We start from the raw sequence: 23,336 nt of genomic DNA on the forward strand, positions 1-23,336 counted from the left end.
GCACCCCTCAGAACGAATTGGTGACCACCCGACCGGACGGGTCCAGCATGTCACGCAAGGTTTCCGGATCTGCAATGCCGGGCAGCTTCAGACTCTGGCCGCCATGGCAGATGATGCCCACCGTGCCGTAGCCGAGCAGACGACCCAGCCAGCTTCGATAGATCCCCGCCGCCTTGATCTCGTCCAGTTCCATGACCCGGGTGCGGCGCAGCAGCGTGCCGGTCACGGTGACCATGCGCCGATCAGTGATGGAGACCTCCGTGTTGAGAAAAATGGCCAGTGCCCGGGCCATCATGCCCGGCAGTACCGCCAGGTAGATGATGGCGGCAATGACCTCACCCCCCAGGCCGAAGGGACCCAGTACCAGCAGCAGGCACAAGGTCACGAGCTGGATCGGGGGCAGGAAGATGGCCCAGTGGGTGTCGGCCCGGAATACCAGGTGTTCTTCCTCGTCCAGCACGGCCTGGGTCACGTCCGCGCGCCCCAGGGAAAAGGACAGGATGGCCATGATGATGGCCGGCGGCAGCAGCAGGGTGCCGGCTACCAGCAGGGTGGTCCCGAGCGGGGTGCCAAAGAAATTCACCCCGGCGAACAGGTTGATTCCGGCCGCCACCAGCACCCCGGCCGCGGTGAAATTCAGGCGGCGTTTCCAGCGCCTTTCGTTGCGCATGCGTTCGCAGCGATGTCGCGGCCACCAGCGCACCAGCAGGTTGATGAGTGTGATGGGGAACAGGATGATGAACAGGGTCAGGGAGATCAGCGCTCCCTGACCCAGCAGGACCATGGATCCCATGAGACTGCCCAGGGAAGTCAGGGCCAGGGTGATGGGAATCCAGCGGGGAGATCGGGTGGTGTCCTTCGTTGTCGTACTCAAGTTGAGGCTCCAGTTAGGCACGATGGGACCCCGGACCGGGTCGAGCCTTCATTTTGCCTGATATTCGGCCCCGATGCCCATGCCGGGGATCAGGAGGGAGATGGATTCTGCGTGCGCCCCTTGAGTTCCCGCACCCGCTCCACGCCCTTGCGGCGCTGGGCGTAGATCACCTGCAGTTTCTGCGCAATCTCCTCGTGCTCATCGCCCGGCGGTGTCTGTTCCAGCCTGGCGGTGAGATCCCGTTCCTTGGTCTTGAGTTTCTTCAACACCTTGCGGATGGATTTGAGTTCCTTGCGCTGGGCGGCCTGATCCGCGCTGAGAAAACCGGCCAGCCTAGCCAGCAGTTTTTTCGTTTTCATCAGTGTGCGTCCGAGTCCTGGGATTGGAATTGCCCCCGGCCATCCGCGCAATATCCTGTTCATCGAGTGCCAGCTGACCTTCGGCGGACTGTTCCGCCCGCGTGGGAGGAAGCAGCAGTGCATGGCTGGCCTCGATCAGGTTCGAGCAGATCTCGAAGGCGTAGTTCTCGTCGTTCATCATCGACGTGGCGATGGAGGAGGACAGGCGTCTGCCACGGATCAGCTCATTGAGGGCCGCCGTGAAGCTGCGGCCGGATTTCTGCACCGACAGCTTAATGGCATCCAGTGACAGTCTGGTGACAGTCTCCGGGTCCTGGGTCCGGAGCTGGCGGATTTCCCGCAGTACCCTGGCAATCTGCAGTCGGATCACGTCATAGCGCTCCCGGATCAGCGGATTGGCGGAGAGACCGTGGCGGGAGAGGTTCTTTTGCAGGTGCTTGGTGGCCTTCACCGCCTCGACGATGTCACGACTGGCCTGCTGCAGGTCGTAGAGCTGTTCCACCGACTGTTGGGACAGCTCCCGGCCCTGGATTTCGCTGATGAAGGCGATGATGTCGCTGTGCAGGCTCTTGATCCTTGCCTCGTACAGATCATCCACGTCCAGGGGGATAATGCGACGGGTATTTTTCACCGCATCCACCAGTGACTGATCCGAGTCGATCACGGCACGGCGCAGGCTGACCCCGTGGGCAATGAGATCATGGGCATTGTCATAGAGATGACCCACCTCCTTGCGCAGGGCGCTGATGGCCGTGGCCGGTGTTTCCAGGGCGCCGGGATAGAGATACAGGGGTTTCTCCTTGGATTTCGGGGCCGGATTCACATATTTGATCAAGGCCCGCTCCAACACCCCGGTGAAGGGGGCCAGCAGGATCACCCCCAGCAGGTTGAACAGGGTGTGGAACAGGGCCAGTTTGAGCAGGTATTCATCATCGGCCAGCCCCAACAGAGCACCCAAATGGTCCACTGCCCAGGCCATCTGCTCGATGAAGGTAATGGCCACAGCCGCCGTCATCACATTGAACAGCACATGGGCAATGGCCAATCGCTTGCCGCCCAGGTTGGCGGTCATGCCGCCGATGGCGGTGGTCACGGCACTGCCCAGGTTGGCACCGATGGCCAGGGCCAGGGCGCTGTCATAGCTGATCTGGCCGGTGGCCAGGGCCGCGATGATCACCAGCAGGGTGGCGTGGCTGGACTGCATGATCACCGTGATCAGCATGCCGATGCCGGTATAGAGCAGCACCCCCAGAATGCCGGGGATCACGTAGCCGGAAAGATCGAAGGCCCCTTGGAATGCCTCGAAGCCTTCCTTCATGTAATGGATGCCCAGGAACAGAAAGCCCACGCCCAGAGTCACATAGCCGATGCCCTGGAGGATCTTCGAGCGCTGCAGTAGCAGGATGACACCGACGACCAGGGCGGGCATGGCATAGCCGGCGATATCCACCCGCAGGCCCAGACCGGCAATCAGCCAGGCCCCGGTGGTGGTGCCCAGGTTGGCCCCCATGATGACACCGATGCCGGCCGCCAGGGTGATCATCTCGGCACTGACGAAGGAAATGGTGACCAGCGACACCAGGGTACTGGACTGCATCAGGGTGGTGCTGGTGATGCCGAAGGCGATGCTTTTCCAGAGCCGGTTGGTGGACGCCCGCAGCACCTGTTCCAGGGTGCCGCCGGTAAAGGCCTTGAAGCCCTTTTCCAGGGACAGCATGCCGAACAGGAACAGCGCCACCCCGGCGGCGATTTCCTTGAAGTCAGGACTGACCCAGAAGCTGTAACCCAGGATCAGCAGAACCAGAGGCAACGGGGCATGGCGCCAGAATCGGATCAAGGGTGTCGCACCTCCCCGTCAACGGTGTCCAACAGGCATCCATGCTCGATCAGTTCCAGGGCCATCCGCGCCACCTTTTCGGAGCCGCCGCCGTCTCCCAGGCGTTGCCGCACCTCGCCCAGGGCATTCACCACCGAGCGGTGATAGTCCTCGTCCATCAGCAGTCGCTCCACTTCCGCGCCGATGTGCTCCGCCGTGGCGGCATCCTGCACGAATTCACGCACCACCTCCCGGCCGGCGACGATATTGGCCAGGCCGATATGGGGAATCAGGATCAGACGGCTCAGAATGGCGTGGGTGATGGGGGAGACCCGGTAGATGATGGCCATGGGGGTCTTGAGCAGGGCCGCTTCCAGGGTGGCCGTGCCGGAGGCGATGATGAGGGCGCGACTGACCGCCATGACATCATAGGTTTGCCCGCTCACCAGCCGGATGTCCAGGGCAGGGTCCAGATGGGGTTCCACATCGCCGGCCACGTCCACGCCGGGGGCCAGGGGCATCACGAATCGGATATCGGGATGCCGTTGGCGCAGCCACCGGCAGGTTTCCATCATGATGGGCAGGTGGCGTCGCAGCTCCCCGCCACGGCTGCCGGGCAGCAACGCCAAGGGGGGATGGTCCAGACCCAGGTCTGCCAGGATCTTGTCCGGGGCGGCGGAGGGGTGGACCACGTCCACCAGGGGATTGCCCACATAGCGGACCGGGATGCCGTAACGCCGGTAGACATCCACCTCGAAGGGAAACAGCACGGCCATGGCATCGATCACCCGGCCGATGCGTTTCACCCGATGGGGGCGCCAGGCCCAGATCTGGGGGCTGACGTAAAACAGCACCCGGATGCCCAGGGCCTTGGCGGCCCTGGCCAGACGCAGGTTGAATTCCACGTAGTCCACCAGCACCAGCAGGTCCGGCGGGTCCGACCGCAGATGTTGCTTGAGGGTTTCCAGGGCCCGGCGGATATCCCGGTACTGGGCGATCACCTCCCACAGGCCCACCACCGCCAGACGTCCGGCATCCACGATCAGTTCCACCCCGGCCTCGCGCATGGCGCCGCAGCCCATGCCGGTATAGCGATTGCCGGGACGCAGGCCTTCCATGGCCCGGACCATGTTGGCGGCATGCAGGTCGCCGGAGACTTCGCCGGCGACAACCATCACATGCAGCGGTGTGTTCGAATCAGTCAAGGGCCCCCCGGATGATATCGGTGATCCGCACCAGATCCTCGTCACGGATCTCGGGATAGATGGGCAGGGACAGGCAGCGCTCGGTGACGGATTCGGTCACCGGCAGGTGGATCCGGGCGCAGCTATCGCCGAAGGCCTTCTGGCGATGCAGGGGGATGGGGTAGTACACGGCGCAGGCGATCCCGGCCTGCTGCAGGGCCTGCATGACGGCGTCCCGGCGGTCCGTCAGCAGGGTGTATTGATGAAACACGTGCACACCCAGGCCGTCCTCGAAGGGCGTGGTCACCGGTGCATCGGCCAGCAGTGCGTTGTAGCGGTGGGCGGCCCGGCGCCGTTCCTGGTTGAAGCGGTCGATGTGCTTGAGCTTGACCCGCAGGATGGCCGCCTGGATCTCGTCCAGGCGGCTGTTGTAGCCGATGATGTCATGGTGATAGCGCACCCGGCTGCCGTGGTTTCTCAGGGTCCGTAACTGGTCGGCGTGCGCATCGGAACCGGTGGTGATCAGGCCGCCGTCACCGTAGCAACCCAGGTTCTTGCTGGGGAAGAAGCTGAAACAGCCAAAAGCGCCGGTGGTGCCGGTCTGGGCGCTGTTCACGGTGGCGCCGAAGGACTGGGCGCAGTCCTCCACCAGGATCAGGTCATGGGCCTTGCACAGGGCCTGGAGCCGGGGCAGGTCCGCCGGCTGTCCGAACAGGTGAACCGGCATGATGGCCCGGGTGCGTTCGTTGATGGCCGCCTCCACCTGGGCCACGTCGATATTGAAGGTGCGCGGATCGATGTCCACGAACACCGGCACGGCCCCCACATAGCGGATGGCCTCGGCGGTGGCGATGAAGGTGAAGGCGGTGGTGATGACCTCATCCCCCTCGCCGATACCGGCGGCGGCCAGGGCCAGATGCAGGGCATCGGTGCCGGAGGCACAGGTGATGGCATGGGGTGTGCCCAGGTAGTCGGCCAGTTCCTGTTCCAGGGCCTGCACGTTGGGGCCCAGGATGAACTGGGTGTTTTCCAGGACCTGGGCGATTCCCGAGTCGATCTCGTCCTTCAACTGGTGGTACTGGGTCTTCAGGTCGACCATTGGGATCATGGTGTGATGTTTCCTTGCTTGAATGAATACGGTCTGTGCGGGAGGGGGTGAGGGCGTCAATCGCGCCGGTCGCGCATGGGTGACCCCTGTCGGACCAGTTCGCTGATGCGGATGGCCGTTTCCAGGGCGCGCTGGCCGTCCTCGCCGGAGACCACCACCGGGGTGCCCTGCTGGATCGCGTCCAGGAAGGCGATGATCTCCGCCTTGAGGGCGTCGCCTTCCTCGAAGAAGCTTTCCTCGCTGATGACCTCGGGGATGCCCGGGAACATCTCCTTGTCGCCCAGCCGATGCACCGACAACCCCCGGTTCTGGAAATCCACCGAGACATAGGCATTTTTCTGGAAGATGCGCATCTTGCGCTCTGTCTTGAGGCTGACCCGGCTGGAGGTGACATTGGCCACGCAGCCGCTTTCGAACTCGATGCGGGCGTTGGCGATGTCGATGGCGTCGGACAGGACCCGGGCGCCGCTGGCGGCGAGGGATTTCACCGGCGAGCGTACCATGTCCAGGATGATGTCGATGTCATGGATCATCAGGTCCAGCACCACGTTCACATCCGTGGCCCGGGGCTTGAAGGGGGCCAGGCGGTGGGATTCGATGAACAGGGGTTCGCCGCGCCGGTCCGCCAGATCCATCAGGGCGGCGTTGAAGCGCTCCATGTGTCCCACCTGCAGGATCACGCCCCGTTCCCGGGCCAGCCGGTTGAGGGCGGCGGCTTCCTCCACGGTGGAGGTGATGGGCTTTTCCACCAGCACGTGGGTACCGTGTTCGAGGAAATCCCGGGCCACGGGAAAGTGCAGGGTGGTGGGCACGGCAATGCTGACGGCATCCACCTGGCCAAGCAGTTCGCGGTAGTCGGTGACGGCGCGACATCCGCATTGTTCGGCCACGGCGGCGGCGGTCTCGGCACTGGCGTCGGCCACCGCCAACAGCTCTGCATTGGGAAGGGCGGCGTATTTCTGGGCGTGGAACTTGCCAAGATAGCCGACGCCGATCACGGCGCATCGTGTGGAGGTCATGGGCGGTCCCGGTGGCTTGGTGAGCGGCGCGGCACGGGCCGGTGGCCCTGATGAGGTGCGCCTTGATAGCATGTCGTGCCTTCATTTTACTCCATGCATGGTGGGAACGACATCAATGACGCTTGATCCGGTGAACCTGGCCCAGGGGCCTGACGTGGCGGGTGTGGACGAAGTGGGCCGTGGTCCGCTGGCCGGCCCGGTGGTGGCGGCGGCGGTGATCCTGGATCCCGCCCGTCCCATCGAAGGATTGAAGGATTCCAAGGCCCTGAGTCCGGCCCGGCGCGAGGCCCTGGATGCACTGATCCGGGAACGGGCCTTGGCCTGGTCCATTGCGGTCTGCAGCCCGGCGGAGATTGATGCGCTGAACATCCTCCAGGCCAGCCTGCTGGCCATGCGTCGGGCGGTGGAGACCCTTTCCGTCGCGCCGGCCCTGGCTTTGGTGGACGGCAATCGCTGTCCGGAAGCGATGCCCTGTCCGGCCCGGGCGGTGGTCGGGGGGGACAGGACCGTGGCGGCCATCAGCGCGGCATCCATCATCGCCAAGGTCCATCGGGATGCCCTGATGGTGGCCCTAGATGCCGAGCATCCCGGCTACGGGCTGGCGGGTCACAAGGGTTATCCCACTCCCGTGCATCTGGAAGCCCTGACCCGCCTGGGGCCGAGCCCCTGTCACCGGATGAGCTTTGCTCCGGTACGGCGGGCGGCCTGCCAGGCGTCCTGAATCCGTCATTCCCGCGCAAGCGGGAGTCCATCGGCCGGTCACGGAGTGAAGCATCTGCTATCTTGTCCCCCCATACCTGCTTCAAGCCTTCAGATATCACTGCGATGACTCAGCCTTTCGTTCACCTCCACCTGCATTCCGAGTTTTCCCTCGTGGACGGACTGGTCCGGGTGGGTCCGCTGGTCGCCGCCGCCAGGGGCGCGGGGATGCCCGCCTGCGCGGTGACCGACCAGAACAACCTGTTCGCCATGGTCAAGTTCTACAAGGCGGCCCTCAAGTCCGGTGTCAAGCCGATCATCGGCGCCGACCTGTGGGTGACCGCCGGCGAACCCGGTGAGCCGCCCACCCGGCTGGTGCTGCTGTGCCAGAACGATCCGGGTTACAAGCGCCTCACCCGCCTCATCAGCCGGGGTTATCAGGAGGGCCAGCAGAGCGGCACGCCGATCCTGGAACGCGAGTGGTTCACCCGCGAGGCCTGCGAGGGTCTGATCGCCCTGTCCGGCGGCCGGGAAGGGGAGGTGGGCAGGGCCCTGCTGTCCAGAGACCCCGATACGGCCGGGCCGGCCTGCGATTTCTGGTGTGATGTCTTCCCCGGTCGCTTCTACCTGGAACTGATCCGCACCGGCCGGGAGGGGGAGGAGGATTACCTGCACGCCGCCGTGGCCCTGGCGGCCGAACGGAACCTGCCGGTGGTGGCCACCAACGATGTGCGTTTCATCAGCCCCGACGATTACGATGCCCATGAGGCCCGGGTCTGCATCCACGAGGGCCGGGTTCTGGACGACCCCCGACGGCCCAGGCGCTACAGCCCCCAGCAATACCTCAAGACCCCGGAGGAAATGGCGGAACTCTTCGCCGACATCCCCGAGGCCCTGGCCAACACGGTGGAAATCGCCCGTCGCTGCAATCTCGTCCTGACCCTGGGGGAGAACTATCTGCCGGAATACCCCATCCCCGCGGGCATGACCACGGACGAGTATTTCCGCCAGCTCTCCCATCGCGGACTGGACGAGCGCCTGGTGCGCCTGTTCCCGCCGGACACCCCGGACCGGGAGGAAAAGGAGAAGACCTACCGGGCCCGTCTGGACGTGGAACTGGACGTGATCTGCCAGATGGGATTCCCCGGCTACTTCCTCATCGTGGCGGACTTCATCCAGTGGGCCAAGGACAACGCCGTGCCGGTGGGACCGGGGCGAGGTTCCGGGGCCGGTTCCCTGGTGGCCTATGCGCTGAAAATCACCGATCTGGACCCGATCCGCTATGAACTGCTGTTCGAGCGATTCCTCAATCCGGAGCGTGTGTCCATGCCCGACTTCGATATCGACTTCTGCATGGAGAAGCGGGACAGCGTGATCGAATACGTGGCCCGGCGCTATGGCCGCGACAAGGTTTCCCAGATCATCACCTACGGCACCATGGCCGCCAAGGCGGTGGTGCGTGACGCCGGTCGCGTGCTGGGTCATGCCTATGGCTTCGTCGATCGCATCGCCAAGCAGATCCCGTTCGAGATCGGCATGACCCTGGACAAGGCCCTGGAGCAGGAGGAGGACCTGCGCCGCAGTTACGAGGAGGACGAAGAAGTCCGCGGCCTCATCGACCTGGCCCGCAAGCTGGAGGGGGTGGCCAGAAACGCCGGCAAGCATGCCGGGGGCGTGGTCATCGCCCCCACCACCCTGACGGATTTTTCCCCCCTGTTCTGCGAACCGGGCGGGCAGGGGGTGGTGACCCACTTCGACAAGGACGACGTGGAGGCCATCGGCCTGGTGAAGTTCGACTTCCTGGGCCTGCGCACCCTCACCATCATCGACTGGGCGGTGCAGACCATCAATGCCCGCCGGGCAAAGGCCGGCGAACCGCCCCTGGACGTCAACGACGTGCCCCTGGACGAGGACGGCACCTTCGGTCTGCTCAAGCGTCAGGAAACCACGGCGGTGTTCCAGCTGGAATCCCGCGGCATGAAGGACCTGATCAAGCGCCTGCAGCCGGACAACTTTGAGGACATCGTCGCCCTCGTGGCCCTCTACCGGCCCGGTCCCCTGCAGTCGGGGATGGTGGACGACTTCATCAACCGCAAGCATGGCCGCGCCAGGGTGGAATACCCCCACCCGGCCCTGGAGCCCATCCTGCGCCCCACCTACGGGGTCATCCTCTATCAGGAACAGGTGATGCAGATCGCCCAGGTACTGGCCGGCTACAGCCTGGGCGGCGCCGACCTGCTGCGCCGCGCCATGGGCAAGAAGAAGCCCGAGGAGATGGCCAAGCAGCGGGAGATCTTCCTGACCGGTGCCGTGGCGCAGGGGGTGGAGGAGGCCACCGCCAGCTACATCTTCGACCTGATGGAGAAATTCGCGGGTTACGGCTTCAACAAGTCCCACTCCGCCGCCTACGCCCTGCTGTCCTACCAGACCGCCTGGCTCAAGCACCACTACCCGGCCGCCTTCATGGCGGCGGTGCTCTCCGCCGACATGGACCACACCGACAAGGTGGTGAACCTGATCGAGGAATGCCGCTGCATGGACCTGGCGGTGATCCCGCCGGACGTGAACACGTCAAGCCATGAGTTCACGGTGCGGGATGACCGGACCATCGTCTATGGCCTGGGGGCCATCAAGGGGGTGGGGGAGTCGGCCATCCAGGTGCTCATCGACAGCCGTCGGACCGATGGCCCCTTCGCCTCGCTGGACGATCTGTGCGTGCGGGCGGATTCCCAGAAGATCAACCGTCGCACCCTGGAGGCCCTGATCCGGGCCGGTGCCCTGGATTCCATCGGCCCCAATCGGGCGACCCTGATGCACAACCTGCCCCTGGCCATGTCCCGGGCCGAGCAGCACCGCCGGGACCAGAGCATGGGGCAGGGGGATCTGTTCGGCATGGCACCGCCGCCGGAAGTGGAGGCAGTGGCTGCCCCCGTGCTGCCGGAGTGGGAGGAAGACATCCGGCTGCTGGCGGAGAAGGAAACCCTGGGGCTTTATCTCACCGGTCATCCCATTACCCGCTACGAGGCGGAGCTGCGGCGCATCACCGGCAAGCGCATCGCCGATCTGCTCTCGGATCTGGCGGACAGCGCCCCCGGGCAGGGGACCGGCGAAACCCAGGGTCGGGGTCGACAGCGGGAGCAGAATGCCCTGATCGCCGGCCTGGTGGTGGGCATCCGCCTGCGCAACGCCCCGTCCGGACGTATGGCCTTCCTGACCCTGGATGACCGCAGTGGTCGTATCGAAGTGGGGCTGTTTGGCGATGATTACCGCCGCTTCCAGAGCCTGCTGGTGAAGGATCGGCTGCTGGTGGTGGAAGGCGGCGTAGGCATCGACGAGTTCAGTGGCGGCGTGCGCATGCGCGGCCGTCAGGTGATGGACCTGGATCAGGCCCGGGAGCAGTTTGCCAAGCGGGTGGACCTGACCCTCAACGGCGGTACGGACCCGGCGCTGGTGGAGGTACTGGAGGAAAGCCTGACGCCGTTCCGGGACGGTCCCTGTCCGGTCTTCGTCAACTACAGCAACGGCCGTGCCCGCGCCCGTTTCCGGCTGGGTGATGCCTGGCAACTGCGCCCCACCGAGGAACTGGTACAGCGACTCCGGGGCCTGCTGGGGGAGGAGGCCGTGCAGATTCACTATCGTTAGCCTCGCGGGGCTGCCTGCACAGGGCTGTCCCCAAACCGCCGGCCGTGTAGAATGGCCCCTTTCCCAAAACCGACCCAGACCCGCGCCGATGAATCCGGATTTCCTTGAATTTGAGCAACCGATCGCCGAACTGGAAGCCAAGATCGAAGAGCTTCGTTATGTCAGTGATGATGCCGAGGTCAACATCCAGGACGAGATCACCCGTCTCGAATCCAAGTGCAAGAGTCTGACCGAGTCCATCTTCGCCAAGCTCAACCCCTGGCAGATTTCCCAGCTGGCCCGGCATCCCCGACGCCCCTATACCCTGGACTATGTTGCCCACCTGTTCACGGACTTCGAGGAACTGCACGGGGATCGGGCGTTCGCGGATGATCCGGCCATCGTCGGCGGCGTGGCCCGGTTCGAGGGGCGGCCGGTGATGGTCATCGGCCATCAGAAGGGTCGCGACACCAAGGAAAAGATCCATCGCAACTTCGGCATGCCCCGGCCGGAAGGCTATCGCAAGGCCCTGCGACTGATGCAGATGGCGGAACGCTTCTCCCTGCCCATCTTCACCTTCATCGACACCCCCGGTGCCTATCCCGGCGTGGGCGCGGAAGAGCGTGGCCAGAGCGAGGCCATCGCCCGCAACCTGCTGGAGATGTCCAGATTGCGTACCCCCATCATCTGCACCGTGATCGGCGAGGGGGGGTCCGGCGGCGCCCTCGCCATCGGCGTGGGCGACAAGGTGCAGATGCTCCAGTACAGCACCTATTCGGTCATCTCTCCGGAGGGGTGTGCCTCCATTCTCTGGAAGAGCGCGGAGAAGGCCGCCGATGCCGCCGAGGCCATGGGCATCACCTCCGCCCGCCTCAAGGAACTGGGCCTGATCGATGCCATCCTGCCCGAACCCCTGGGCGGCGCCCACCGCGATACCGCGGCCATGGCCGACACCTTCCGCGCCAGCCTGCTGGAAGGCCTGGATGAGCTGCAGTGCATGGACATCGATGCCCTGGTGGCCCGTCGCCACGGGCGGATCATGCAATACGGCCAGGTGAAGGAATAATCCCTGCCCGATCCTTCATCCCGCCGTGCTGGACACCCTTGCCGCCGCTCTCGAACGCCTGCCGCCGGCCCCCTGCTGGCTGATCGGCCTGAGCGGCGGCCTGGATTCCCATGTCCTGCTTCACGGCCTTCATGTCCTTTCCGGGGCGCGTACCTTGCCTCCTCTGGCCGCCGTGCATGTCCACCACGGCCTGAGTCCCCACGCCGACCGTTGGCAGACCCACTGCGAATCCCTCTGCCGTGACCTGAGCATCCCCCTGCGGGTCCTGGTGGTGGATGCCCGGCCCGCCACCGGCGAGAGTCCCGAAGCCGCGGCCCGCGCCGCTCGCTACCGGGCCATCGCCGAGGCCATGGAACCCGGTGCGATCCTGCTCACCGCCCATCATCGCCGTGATCAGGCCGAGACCCTGCTCCTGCAGCTTCTGCGCGGCGCCGGTCCCGCCGGGCTGGCCGCCATGCCCCGGCTCAAGCCCTTTGGCCCCGGCTGGCAGGCCCGGCCGTTGTTGGATCTGGACCGGGACACCCTGGCCGATCATGCCCGCAAGGCCGCCCTGACCTGGGTGGAAGACGACAGCAACGCGGACCCGCGCTTTGACCGCAACCTACTTCGGCAATCGGTCATGCCCCGGCTACGGGCACGTTGGCCGTCCCTGGATGCCACCTTGTCCCGGGCCGCCCTGTTGCAGGCGGAGGCACAGGATTTGCTGGCCGAGCGGGCCAGGCAAGACCTGGAGTTGGTGCGGGGGAGCGTGCCGGGCACGCTTTCGGTGGCCGGTCTGGCCGGGCTGCGTCGTCCCCGGCTGCGCAACGCCCTGCGGGGGTGGTTGCAGGACAAGGGTCTGCCCATGCCCGGTCGTGCTCGGCTGGAGAGCCTGATCGAACAGATGCTCAAGGCCGCTTCCGACGCCGGTCCCCGGGTGGCCTGGGAGGGAGCCGAGGTCCGCCGCTACCGGGATGATCTGTATGCCATGCGGCCGCTGGTGCCGGTGGATGCGGGGCGGGTGTGGCAGTGGACGCCCACCGCGCCCCTGCGGTTGCCCGAGTTGGGCATCACCCTGGATCCCGCCATTCTGCGGTCGCACTGGGCACTGGATCCGTCCACCCTGACGGCGCCGTTGACGGTGCGTCTCCGGCGGGGCGGGGAGGTGATTCGCTGGCGCGGCCAGACCCGTTCATTGAAAAAACTGCTCCAGGAAGCGGGGGTTCCGCCCTGGGAGCGTGATCGGTTGCCGCTGATTCATGTCGATGAGCAACTGGTGGCGGTCTGGGGTATGCTGCCGGGATCCCAGGACTGAACCACGGCAACGGAGTCTCGCCTTGACCGCAGCCCCCATCAACCCCGGTTTCATGGTGGTCCACGGCAACCGCCTGGAAGACCTGCGCGCCCTGGTCGTGGAATGGATGCGTCGCCACCCCCTGGCGCCGCTGGAAAACGAGACCATCCTGGTCCAGAGTAACGGCATCGCCCAGTGGCTCAAGCTGGCCCTGGCGATGGACCCGGACGGCCCGGAAGCCGGCATGGGCATCGCCGCCGCCCTGGATATCCAGCTGCCCGCCCGCTTCCTCTGGAACGCCTATCGGGCCGTCCTCGGCGCCGAGGACGTGCCCACCGAATCCCCCTTCGCCAAGGACCCGCTCACCTGGCGCCTCATGCGCCTGTTGCCCGAATGCCTGGAACAGCCGGCCTTCGCCCCCCTGCGCCGATTCCTGACCGATGATACGGACCTGCGCAAGCGCCACCAGCTGGCCCTGCGCCTGGCGGACCTGCTGGACCAGTATCAGGTCTATCGGGCCGACTGGCTGGACGACTGGGCCGCGGGCAGGGACCAGACGCGGGATCCTCGGGGCGTGCTGCGTCCCCTGGACGGGGAGGACAGCCGCTGGCAGCCGGCCCTGTGGCGCGCCCTGATCGAGGATATGCCCCCCGATGCCCGCAGCCTGAGCCGTGCCGGAGTGCATGTCCGGTTCATGGACCGGGTCCGTGCCCTGGAGGCCCGTCCCCCCGGTTTGCCGCGGCGGGTGATCGTGTTCGGCATCTCCTCGTTGCCGGCCCAGACCCTGGAGGCCCTGGAGGGATTGGCCCGCTTCAGCCAGGTGCTGCTGTGCGTGCACAATCCCTGTCGCCATTACTGGGCCGACATCATCAGCGACAAGGACCTGCTGCGTGCCCGACGTCGCCGTCAGTCCCCCAAGGCCGGCATGCCCGAGGTGATCGCCGAGGAGGACCTGCACAACCATGCCCATCCCCTGCTGGCGGCCTGGGGCAAGCAGGGGCGTGACTACATCCGTCTGCTGGACGAGCACGACGACCCCGCTCACTACCGGGGCCTGCTGGAGTCACTGCCCTGGCAGCGCATCGACCTGTTCGAACCCCGGGGAGGCGAAACCCTGTTGCAGCAACTGCAGGATGACATCCTCGATCTGTGCCCTCTGGCGGAGACTCGCGACCATTGGCCCCCGGTGGATCCGACGGAAGATGATTCCATCCGCTTCCATGTGGCCCACAGTCCCCAGCGGGAAGTGGAGATCCTCCATGACCAGCTGCTGGCGCGGTTTTCCCGGGACCCGAGCCTGCGGCCCCGGGACATCATCGTCATGGTCCCCGACGTGGACCGCTATGCACCCCACGTCCAGGCGGTGTTCGGCCAGACCCGCCCGGATGATCCCCGTCACATCCCGTTCTGTTTCTCCGACCAGGCCCGGCGGGGGCGGGACCCCTTCCTGATGGTGCTGGAACAGCTCCTGCGCCTGCCCGAGTCCCGACTGTCGGTGAGCGAATTGCTGGACCTGCTGGACCTGCCGGCCCTGCGCGACCGCTTCGGCATCGGGCAGGGGGATCTGCCGCGCCTGCGGGCCTGGATCGAAGGGGCGGGCATCCGCTGGGGTCTGGATGCCCGACAGCGCTCCGCCCTGTCCCTGCCGGAAGGACTGGAGCAGAACACCTGGCGCTTCGGCCTGCGGCGCATGTTGCTGGGCTATGCCGCGGGCAGTCCAGGCCCCTGGCGGGAGATCGAGCCCTATGACGAGATCAGCGGCCTGGATGCCGCCCTCATCGGTCCTCTCCATGCCTTGCTGGAGGCCCTGGACCAGGCCTGGCGGCGTCTTGCCGAACCGGCCACGCCGTCGGTCTGGGGGACACGCCTGCGCACCCTGATGCAGAATTTCTTCGCCCCCGCGCAGGAGCGTGAGCAGCTCATGCTGCGGCGCATGGACGAGGCCTTGGAGCACTGGGAAACCCTGTGCGAAACGGCGGGCATGGTGGAGGCCCTGCCGCTCACCGTGGTGCGGGAGCACTGGCTCGGTACCCTGGACGAGTCCCACCTGTCCCAGCGCTTCCTGTCCGGGGCGGTGACCCTATGTACCCTCATGCCCATGCGCGCCATCCCGTACCGGGTGGTCTGTCTGCTGGGCATGAACGACGGCGACTATCCCCGTGCCCATGTCCCCATGGATTTCGATCTCATGGCCGGAGAGCACCGGCCCGGCGACCGCTCGCGCCGGGAGGATGACCGCTACCTGTTCCTGGAGGCCCTGCTGTCGGCCCGGGATCACCTTTACATCAGTTGGGTGGGACGGGGTATCCGCGACAATGCCTTGCAGCCACCGTCGGTATTGGTGAGCCAGTTGCGGGATCACCTGGCCGCCGGCTGGTGCCTGCAGGGCGAGGGCAATAGTAACGGGGAAGCCCTGCTCAAGGCCCTGACCACCGACTACCCGTTGCAGCCCTTTGGCCGGGCCTATTTCCAGGGCGATGACGACGGACGCTTCACCTATGCCCGGGAGTGGGAAGCCCTGCATGTCGGCGTGGGGGCGGGCCTTGCCCGCGAACGGCAATTTCCCCGCCAAGAGGAAGCACTGCCCCCACCGATACTGGAAGAGGCACTGCCCGCCGAAGACCTCGCCGCCTTTCTCAAGAACCCGGTGCGCAGCTTTTTCCGCCACCGCCTCAAGGTCCACTTCGACGAGGCACCGAGCGCCGGCGAAGACCAGGAGCCTTTCGTTCTGGATGGCCTGGACCATTGGCAGGCCCTGGATCATCTGCTGGGGGCAGCCCTGGCGGACGATGCCGATCCGGAGCAGGCCGCCGAGCGTCTGGAGACGGCCTTGATCGGCTGGCAGCGCAGCGGCCGGCTGGCCCTGGGAGAGATCGGGCGCCAGCAGGCCGACCATCTGCGGGCCGAGGCGATGAACCTGGTCGTCACCTGGCAGGCAGCGGTCCGGGCCTGCCCCCGGCGGTTGCCGCGCCCGGAACTGCTGCGTTTCGAGCACGAGGGTCGGGTGGTGGAAGGCTGGTTGCCCCGGCTGCGTCTGGACGACGCCGGGGAGAGGGTGCATCTGTTGTACCGGGCCGGCGTCCTGCGGGCAAAGATCAACCCCTTCAAGCGCCTGGACCAGGCCTGCCTGGCCTGGGTACAGCACCTGATGGCCCATGCCAGGGGGCTTTACCTGCGCACGATGCTGATGGGGCTGGACGACACCCTGTGCCTGGATCCGCTGCCGGCACAGGAGGCCCGGGACCATCTGCACACCCTGCTGCGGGCCTGGGAAACGGGAATGACCCGCCCCCTCCCGGCCTACTGCCGGGGCAGCAGTGCCTGGCTGGATGCACTGGAGCGGGACGGCAAGGACCCGGAAGAGATCCTGACCCGGGTCCATGAAGGGGACGGGTTCAGGGGGGGCGCGGTGGACCAGGACCCCTGGCTGGCCCGGGCCTGGCCGGATACCCGATCCCTGCTGGCCCAGCCGGATTTCCCGGCCTGGGCCAGCGACCTCTACGGCCCCCTGAGCCGGGCCGCCTATCTGCTGGGCAAGGATTGAGGCCTATCCCATGTCCCATGTCCAGGTTCTGGATCCCCTGCATTTTCCCCTTCACGGCAGCCGCCTGATCGAGGCCAGCGCCGGCACCGGCAAGACTTTCACCATTGCCGCCCTCTATGTGCGGCTGGTGCTGGGCCATGGCGGGGCGAACGCCTTTCCCGAGCCTTTGCTGCCGCCCCGGATTCTGGTGGTCACTTTCACCGAGGCGGCCACCCGGGAGTTGAGGGAACGGATCCATGCCCGGCTGATGGAAGCGGCCCGGGTGTTTCGTGACCCTCTCGGACAGTCGCCGGATGCGTTCCTGTCGGCCCTGCTGGCGGATCATCCCGACGCGGCTGAACGCGCCCAGGCGGCCCGCCGTCTGGAGCAGGCGGCCCAGTGGATGGACGAGGCGGCGGTGTCCACCATCCATAGCTGGTGTTATCGGGCCCTGCGGGAACACGCCTTCGACAGCGGCAGTCTGTTTACCCAGAACCTGGCGACGGATCAGTCCGAACTGCTGGCCGAGGCGGTGCGGGATTACTGGCGCACCGTGGTCTATCCCCGCGGCGCGGCCGATTTCGGCCTGCTTCGGCAGGTGCTGGGTGAGGGACCGGAGGATCTGCTGCCCATCCTCTCACGGTTGCTGGCGGGAGATCCGCCCCAGGATGAGCCGGGTTGCCTGGACGGGATCCTGGCGGCGCGGGTGTCCCTGCTGGAACGCCTCAAGGCACCCTGGCGGGATGAGTTCGATGCCCTGGCGGATCAGTTCCGCCATGGCCTGTTGCCCGTGCTCAACGGCAACAAGTATCGCAATTCCGATCGCCTGCTGGCGTGCATGCGCCAATGGGCCCAGGAACCGTCCCGGTTGCGCCCCGAACCCCCGGGCAGTCAGGACCCGCTGGAACAGCTCAGCCGGTCCGGCATGAATGCCCGGCTCAAGAAGGGGGGCAGCCTGCCTGCTGATCTCCACCCGGCCTTTGAGCTGCTGGAGCAGGCGGATGAACTGGACCGGGATCTGGCCGCCGAGGTGCTGGGTCACGCGGCGGCCTGGGTGCAGCGGCGTTTTCGCCAGGCCCAGCGCCGCCGGGCCCAGCTGGGCTTTGATGATCTGCTGACCTGTCTGCGGGATGCCCTGGACGGCCCCAACGGTGATCGTCTGGCCGTCACCCTGCGCCGTCAGTTTCCGGTGGCCCTGATCGACGAGTTTCAGGATACGGACCCGGTGCAGTACCGCATCTTCGAGCGGGTCTACGACCTGGCGGCGGGCACGCCGGATGCCGGGCTGTTCCTGATCGGTGATCCCAAGCAGTCCATCTATGCCTTTCGCGGCGCCGACATCCATACCTACCTCAAGGCTCGCCTGGCCACCCGGGGGCGTCATTACACCCTGGGTGTCAATTATCGTTCCACCGAGGCGGCGGTGGCCGGTTTCAACCGGCTGTTTGCCCTGGGAGAACGGGAGCATCCCCGGGGGGCGTTCCTGTTCCGGCCCGACCGGACCGCGGACAATCCGGTGCCCTTCCTGCCGGTCCGGGCCCGTGGTCGCGACACGCGCCTGCAGGTGCAGGGCCAACTCCAGCCGGCCCTGACCCTGTGGCATCTGGAGGGCGATGACACCCTGGGCAGGCAGGCCTACATGGAGACCATGGCGGTACGCTGTGCCGGGGCGATGGCGGACCTGCTGGCGGCCGGTCGCACCGGGCGGGCGGGTTTCTCCCGCCCCGACGACCCGGACAATCCCGGTTTCACCCCCCTCAAACCCCGGGACATGGCGGTGCTGGTTCGGGACCGGGGCGAGGCCAACCTGATCCAGGCGGCCCTGCGTGCCCATCAGATCCGCAGTGTCTATCTCTCCGACCGGGAGTCGGTCTATCTCAGCCCGGAGGCGGGCGACCTGCTGCGCTGGCTGCGGGCCTGCGCGGAGCCGGAATCCGACCGTCTGCTGCGGGCGGCCCTGGCCACCCCGCTGCTGGATCTGTCCCTGACGGAACTGGATGCCCTCAACCAGGATGAACTGCATTGGGAACGCCGGGTGGAACAGTTCCGCGGCTACCGCCGGTACTGGCGCAGCCAGGGCGTGCTGCCCATGCTGCGGCACCTGATGCATGACTTCGAGCTGCCCCGGCGCCTGTTCAGTCAGCCCTTCGGCGAACGCCGGCTCACCAACCTGCTGCACCTGAGCGAGCTGCTGCAAGCGGCCGCCACGGAGCTGGAGGGAGAGCATGCCCTGATCCGCCATCTGGTGGAGCACCGGCAGGCGGACCGGCAGGCCGCTGACGAGCAGATCCTGCGCCTGGAAAGTGACGAGGATCTGGTGAAGGTGGTCACCATCCACAAGTCCAAGGGGTTGCAGTATCCCCTGGTGTTCCTGCCCTTCATTGCCGGTTACCGGCCCGGCAACGGCGGCAAGCCGCCCCTGATCTACCGGGACGGTTCAGGGCGACGTGTGGTCAGTTTCACGCCCTCCCCGGAGGACCTTGAGCGGGCCGACGAGGCCCGTCTGGCGGAGGATGTGCGCCTGCTCTATGTGGCGGTGACCCGGGCCTGTCATGCCTGTTGGCTGGGGGTGGCGCCGGTCAAGGATCGCAGCCGGGACGGTGGTTTTCATCGCAGCGCCCTGGGCAGCCTGCTCGGGGGCGGCAAGCCCGTCGCGCCGGCCGAACTGCGTGCCCGGCTGGAAGCCCTGCGGGCCGATGATCTGCTGCCCACGGATATGTCATCGGTACAGGCGCCGCCCATTGATGAGGTGATCCGAATCATGCCCGCCCCACCGGTGCCGGTGATTGCACCGGGCCTTCCGGAGCGGGCGCCGGTCACGGCGGGCACTCGCCCGGCCCGGCGGCCCCTGCGCCCGGCCCGGGAGCATTGGTGGATCGCCAGCTACAGTGCATTAAGGCTCGTCGGCCAGGACCATCCGGTGCCGCGCCCCGATCCGGAGTCAGCCCAGGAGGAGCGTCTGCGGGAGGCCGTCGACGAGGCCGGATCCCCCCCTGTCGCGCCACCGGCCCGGAATGGCGCGGATACCCCGACCATGACGCAATCCCCATCCCCGGTGGTCGCACCACCGGCGGATTTCCCCCGTGGTCCCGAGCCCGGCACCTTCCTCCACGGCCTCCTGGAGTGGATGGCCCGCACCGGATTCGAGACCCTGGCCCGGGACCCGGCACCGCTGCGGGAACTGGTGGCCCGGCGCTGTCATCACCGGGGCTGGGAGCACTGGATCGATCCGATAAACCAGTGGTTGCGGGATCTGCTGCGGCTCCCTCTGCAATGGGAGCCGGGCCGTGCACCCCTGGTACTGGGGCAACTGGCCCACTGTCAGGCGGAAATGGATTTCTGGTTCCAGGCCGGGCAGGTGGACACCCGGAGCCTGGACCGGCTGGTGACCCGTCATACCCTGGACGGCCGCCCTCGGCCGGCCCTGCTGCCGGATACCCTTAACGGCATGATGAAGGGTTTCATCGACCTGGTGTTCGAACACCAGGGGCGCTATTACGTGGCGGACTACAAGTCCAATTGGCTGGGGGATACGGCCGGCGCCTATGGCCCCGAAGCCCTGGCCGGCGCGGTGGCCGCCCGACGTTACGATCTCCAGTACAGCCTTTATTGTCTGGCGCTGCACCGGCTGCTGCGGGCGCGGTTGCCGGACTATGCGTACGCGCGGCACATGGGGGGCGCCCTGATCTTCTTCCTGCGCGGGCTGGACGCCGACGGCGGCGGGATTCACTTCGAGCGTCCGGACGCCGACTTCATGGACGCCCTGGACGGACTCTTTGCCCGGCGGGAGCAGCCCTGATGTCCATGACACCGCAGACATTGCTGACTCACTGGCCATCGTTGCGAACCCTGCTCGATCAGTGGACCGAACGGGGTTGGCTGCGTCCCCTGGACCGGGCCCTGGCGGTCTTTCTGCACGAACAGGCGCCGGATACCCCGCCGCTGGTGTTGTTGCTGGCGGCCCTGGCCAGCCACCAGCTGGGGCGAGGGCATGTCTGTCTGGACCTGGCGGCCCTGCTGGCGGACCCGGACCTGAGTCTGTCCCTGCCGCCGGAATCGGACGACGGGGTGTTGCCGCCCCCCCGTCCTTCCTGGTGTCTGGCGGGACTGGTGCTGCCGACCCTGTATCAGGCCCTGGCGCAGGTCCCGTCACTGGTGGCGGCGGGCGCGGGCACCACGCCCCTGGTGCTGGACGGGCAGCGTCTGTATCTGCGGCGCTACTGGCAGTACGAGCAGGGCATCGGGCAAGCCATCGGTGAACGGCTGGCAATGGGGGAAGGGCTGCGCCAGGCCCTGTCCGGCGAGCGCATGCGTCACTGGCTGGATCGGCTGTTCGGCCCGGTGCGGTCCGATGCCCCCGACTGGCAGCGTATCGCCTGTGCCCTGGCCGCCGGTGGCGCCTTTGCGGTCATCACCGGCGGGCCGGGTACGGGCAAGACCACCACGGTGGTGCGTCTGCTGGCCCTGCTGCAGGCCCTGCATCTGTCGGGGCAGACGGAGGGCCAGCCCCTGCGCATCCGCATGGCCGCCCCCACGGGCAAGGCGGCGGCCCGGCTCAACAGTTCCGTGGCCGGCCGGGTGGGGGCGCTGCCCTTGCCGGATGATGACCTGGGTCGGCGTATCCGCGCCGCCATTCCCACCCAGGTCACCACGGTGCACCGGTTGCTGGGTAGCCGGCCCAATAGTCGCCATTTCCGCCATCATGCCCGCAACCCCCTGCCGGTGGATCTGGTGGTGGTGGACGAGGCCTCCATGATCGATCTGGAACTGATGAGCCAGCTGGTACAGGCGCTGCCGCCGGAGGCCCGCCTGATCCTGCTGGGGGACAAGGACCAGCTGGCCTCGGTGGAGGCGGGCGCGGTGCTGGGTGAACTCTGCGACCGGGCCGACGGCGGTCACTACTCATCCAGGATCCGGGACTGGTTGCACGGGGTCAGCGGTGAAGCATTGCCCCCCGCCATGGTGGATAGCACGGGCCGGCCCCTGGATCAGCACATCATCATGCTCAGACAAAGCCACCGCTTCGGCGCCGACAGTGGCATCGGGCGTCTGGCCAGGGCGGTCAACGGGGGGGATCCGGCCCAGGTGGCGGCGGTGTGGGGCGGTGGGGACCGGCTGCCGGACCTGGCCCGGGTGCCGTTGCGCGGTGACGGTGACAAGGCCCTGGAGCAGGTGTTGATCCAGGGCGGCGGGGATCTGTTCCAGGATGATGGGGCAGGGCAGGGGGAGCGGCCCCGAGGCCATGCCCACTATCTGACCGTGATGCGCGACACCGATCCCGGTGACGGTGCCTGTCGCGAAGCGGTGGATGACTGGGCCGGACGCATCCTGGGCGCTCAGGCCGAATTTCAGTGCCTGTGCGTAATCCGTGGCGGACCCTGGGGCGTGGAACAGATGAATCATCGCATCGCCCAGGCCCTGGGCAGGGTGGGTCTGCTGGCGCCGGAAGGGGTCTGGTATCCCGGGCGGCCGGTGATGGTCACCGGCAATGACTACGGCCTGGGGCTGATGAACGGGGACATGGGCGTTGCCCTGTCCATGCCGGATCCGGAAGCCCCGGACGGCCGGGTATTGCGGGTCGCCTTCCCGGCGGCGGACGGCAGCCCACGGGTGCGCTGGATTCTGCCCAGTCGCCTGGGGCAGGTGGAAACCGTGTTCGCCATGACGGTGCACAAATCCCAGGGGTCCGAATTCCGCCACACCGCCCTGGTCCTGCCGGACGCCCCCAGCCCCATTCTGACCCGGGAACTGATCTACACCGCCATCACCCGCGCCAGTCGGTGGTTCAGCCTGTTGATGCCCAGGGCGGGCATTCTGGAAGCGGGGGTGAAACGGCGGGTGCTTCGAAGCAGCGGACTCAAGGGGGCGTTGCTATCCACAAAACCTGTGGAAAACTCTGTGGAAACCATGTCATGAACCCGTCAAAACCCCCGTCCGGGCATGGGTTCAAAACAGATTGGCCAGAAAATGACCAGCGGGAAATTCAAACGACTCAACGGATCAGCATTTCCTCCGCTGTCGAAAATGTCAAGTCTTGACAATGGGTTGGCCCCGGTAAAAGCGCCGGGGCCTGTGCACAATCTCCCTAGCTGACGCCGTATTCCACCAGCAGGTCCTCGTCCCTGACGATCATCTGGCAGGCCAGACGCCACTGTGAGGGGATGTCGTCCACGGACATCTGCTCGATGTCATCGCTGCTGAGCTTGCCGAGCTGCTGCAGCACCGTCTGTTCCTTGGCGGTCAGCGGGCCACCCTTGGGGGTCTTCTTGTCCAGGTGGGTGACCTTGATCAGGCAGGTTCCGCATTCGCCATCCTGGCAGTCGAAGCTGATGGGCAGCTTGTTTTCCCGGGCGATCTTCAGGATGGTTTCGGTATGGCTACCGGCGACCGCGTACACGGTCTTGTCCTTGTAGTCCGGATGGGTGAAGGTGATGTTGGGCATGGGTGTGATCTCCTCAAGGTGATGAAACTGGATGCCGGATCAGACCGGGCGCACGGTGGCGTCACCGAGTACCTGGGCCTGGCAGGCCAGTCGCTGGTGCCGACCGGCGTTGTTTTCCCGCAGTACCTTATGTTCCACCACGGAGGGTTCGGTGAGATTGTTCCAGCCTTCCTCCACTTGCATCAGGCAGGTGCCGCAATCACCTTCGCGGCAGCCGTAGATGATCCCCGAGCCCACCTTTTCCGAGATTTCGATCACCCGCACCCCGACCGGGGCACTCACGGTGAGATTGATATCCTTGAACGTCAGTTTGGCCTTGGCCACGGTGCATTCTCCTCATTGTCGTCATGTC

General features: G+C 66.4%; 15 protein-coding genes. 7 read left to right on the forward strand and 8 right to left on the reverse strand.

Annotation, left to right across the window (positions count from 1 at the left end):
* Positions 1–7 precede the first annotated feature (7 nt).
* The 6 genes from ECTPHS_RS14005 to ECTPHS_RS08365 all read right to left on the reverse strand — a co-directional run bounded on the left by ECTPHS_RS14005 (position 8) and on the right by ECTPHS_RS08365 (position 6,360).
* The gene (locus tag ECTPHS_RS14005; RefSeq protein WP_008932288.1) at positions 8–874 is read right to left on the reverse strand and encodes a PH domain-containing protein; all 867 of its coding nucleotides are present in this window, start codon (positions 872–874) and stop codon (positions 8–10) included.
* Between the two features lie 89 nt (positions 875–963).
* Entirely contained in the window at positions 964–1,233 is a 270-nt protein-coding gene (locus tag ECTPHS_RS08345) for a hypothetical protein (protein WP_008932289.1), read from the reverse strand.
* Positions 1,208–3,070 (reverse strand): Na/Pi cotransporter family protein, encoded by a 1,863-nt coding sequence (locus tag ECTPHS_RS08350; protein ID WP_008932290.1) that lies wholly within the window; start codon positions 3,068–3,070, stop codon positions 1,208–1,210. Before ECTPHS_RS08350 ends, ECTPHS_RS08345 begins: the two co-directional genes overlap by 26 nt.
* The gene (gene lpxB, locus ECTPHS_RS08355; protein WP_256364682.1) at positions 3,067–4,254 is read right to left on the reverse strand and encodes a lipid-A-disaccharide synthase; all 1,188 of its coding nucleotides are present in this window, start codon (positions 4,252–4,254) and stop codon (positions 3,067–3,069) included. Before lpxB ends, ECTPHS_RS08350 begins: the two co-directional genes overlap by 4 nt.
* Complete coding sequence (locus ECTPHS_RS08360; RefSeq protein WP_040405561.1) at positions 4,247–5,341, reverse strand: DegT/DnrJ/EryC1/StrS aminotransferase family protein; 1,095 nt, start codon at positions 5,339–5,341, stop codon at positions 4,247–4,249. The genes lpxB and ECTPHS_RS08360 overlap by 8 nt, the downstream gene beginning before the upstream one ends.
* Positions 5,342–5,397: 56 nt before the next feature.
* On the reverse strand, positions 5,398–6,360 hold the full coding sequence (locus tag ECTPHS_RS08365) for a Gfo/Idh/MocA family protein (protein WP_008932293.1): 963 nt from the start codon (positions 6,358–6,360) through the stop codon (positions 5,398–5,400).
* A 115-nt stretch (positions 6,361–6,475) separates the two neighbouring features.
* On the opposite strand from ECTPHS_RS08365, the gene rnhB reads away from it, so the two are divergent.
* The 7 genes from rnhB to recD all read left to right on the forward strand — a co-directional run bounded on the left by rnhB (position 6,476) and on the right by recD (position 22,458).
* Positions 6,476–7,081, forward strand: coding sequence for a ribonuclease HII (gene rnhB, locus ECTPHS_RS08370; protein WP_008932294.1), 606 nt, complete (start codon positions 6,476–6,478; stop codon positions 7,079–7,081).
* Between the two features lie 104 nt (positions 7,082–7,185).
* A complete protein-coding gene (gene dnaE / locus ECTPHS_RS08375) occupies positions 7,186–10,701 on the forward strand; it encodes a DNA polymerase III subunit alpha (RefSeq protein WP_008932295.1) in 3,516 nt (1,171 codons plus the stop codon).
* A gap of 88 nt (positions 10,702–10,789) precedes the next feature.
* Entirely contained in the window at positions 10,790–11,746 is a 957-nt protein-coding gene (gene accA, locus ECTPHS_RS08380) for an acetyl-CoA carboxylase carboxyl transferase subunit alpha (RefSeq protein ID WP_008932296.1), read from the forward strand.
* 25 nt (positions 11,747–11,771) lie between these two features.
* Positions 11,772–13,040: a tRNA lysidine(34) synthetase TilS gene (tilS, locus tag ECTPHS_RS08385; protein ID WP_008932297.1), complete on the forward strand. Its 1,269-nt coding sequence runs from the start codon at positions 11,772–11,774 to the stop codon at positions 13,038–13,040.
* A 52-nt stretch (positions 13,041–13,092) separates the two neighbouring features.
* On the forward strand, positions 13,093–16,563 hold the full coding sequence (gene recC / locus ECTPHS_RS08390) for an exodeoxyribonuclease V subunit gamma (RefSeq protein WP_040405585.1): 3,471 nt from the start codon (positions 13,093–13,095) through the stop codon (positions 16,561–16,563).
* 10 nt (positions 16,564–16,573) lie between these two features.
* A complete protein-coding gene (gene recB / locus ECTPHS_RS08395; RefSeq protein ID WP_008932299.1) occupies positions 16,574–20,341 on the forward strand; it encodes an exodeoxyribonuclease V subunit beta in 3,768 nt (1,255 codons plus the stop codon).
* Positions 20,341–22,458 (forward strand): exodeoxyribonuclease V subunit alpha, encoded by a 2,118-nt coding sequence (gene recD / locus ECTPHS_RS08400; protein ID WP_008932300.1) that lies wholly within the window; start codon positions 20,341–20,343, stop codon positions 22,456–22,458. Before recB ends, recD begins: the two co-directional genes overlap by 1 nt.
* Before the next feature lie 169 nt (positions 22,459–22,627).
* On the opposite strand, the gene ECTPHS_RS08405 is transcribed toward recD, so the two are convergent.
* Together ECTPHS_RS08405 and ECTPHS_RS08410 are read right to left on the reverse strand one after the other, a co-directional pair.
* Complete coding sequence (locus ECTPHS_RS08405; RefSeq protein ID WP_008932301.1) at positions 22,628–22,984, reverse strand: 2Fe-2S iron-sulfur cluster-binding protein; 357 nt, start codon at positions 22,982–22,984, stop codon at positions 22,628–22,630.
* Between the two features lie 39 nt (positions 22,985–23,023).
* Positions 23,024–23,308, reverse strand: a complete 285-nt coding sequence (locus ECTPHS_RS08410; protein ID WP_008932302.1) for a 2Fe-2S iron-sulfur cluster-binding protein — start codon at positions 23,306–23,308, stop codon at positions 23,024–23,026.
* Between the last annotated feature and the right edge of the window lie 28 nt (positions 23,309–23,336).

It is taken from the genome of Ectothiorhodospira sp. PHS-1 (assembly GCF_000225005.1).
Taxonomy (GTDB): Bacteria; Pseudomonadota; Gammaproteobacteria; order Ectothiorhodospirales; family Ectothiorhodospiraceae; genus Ectothiorhodospira.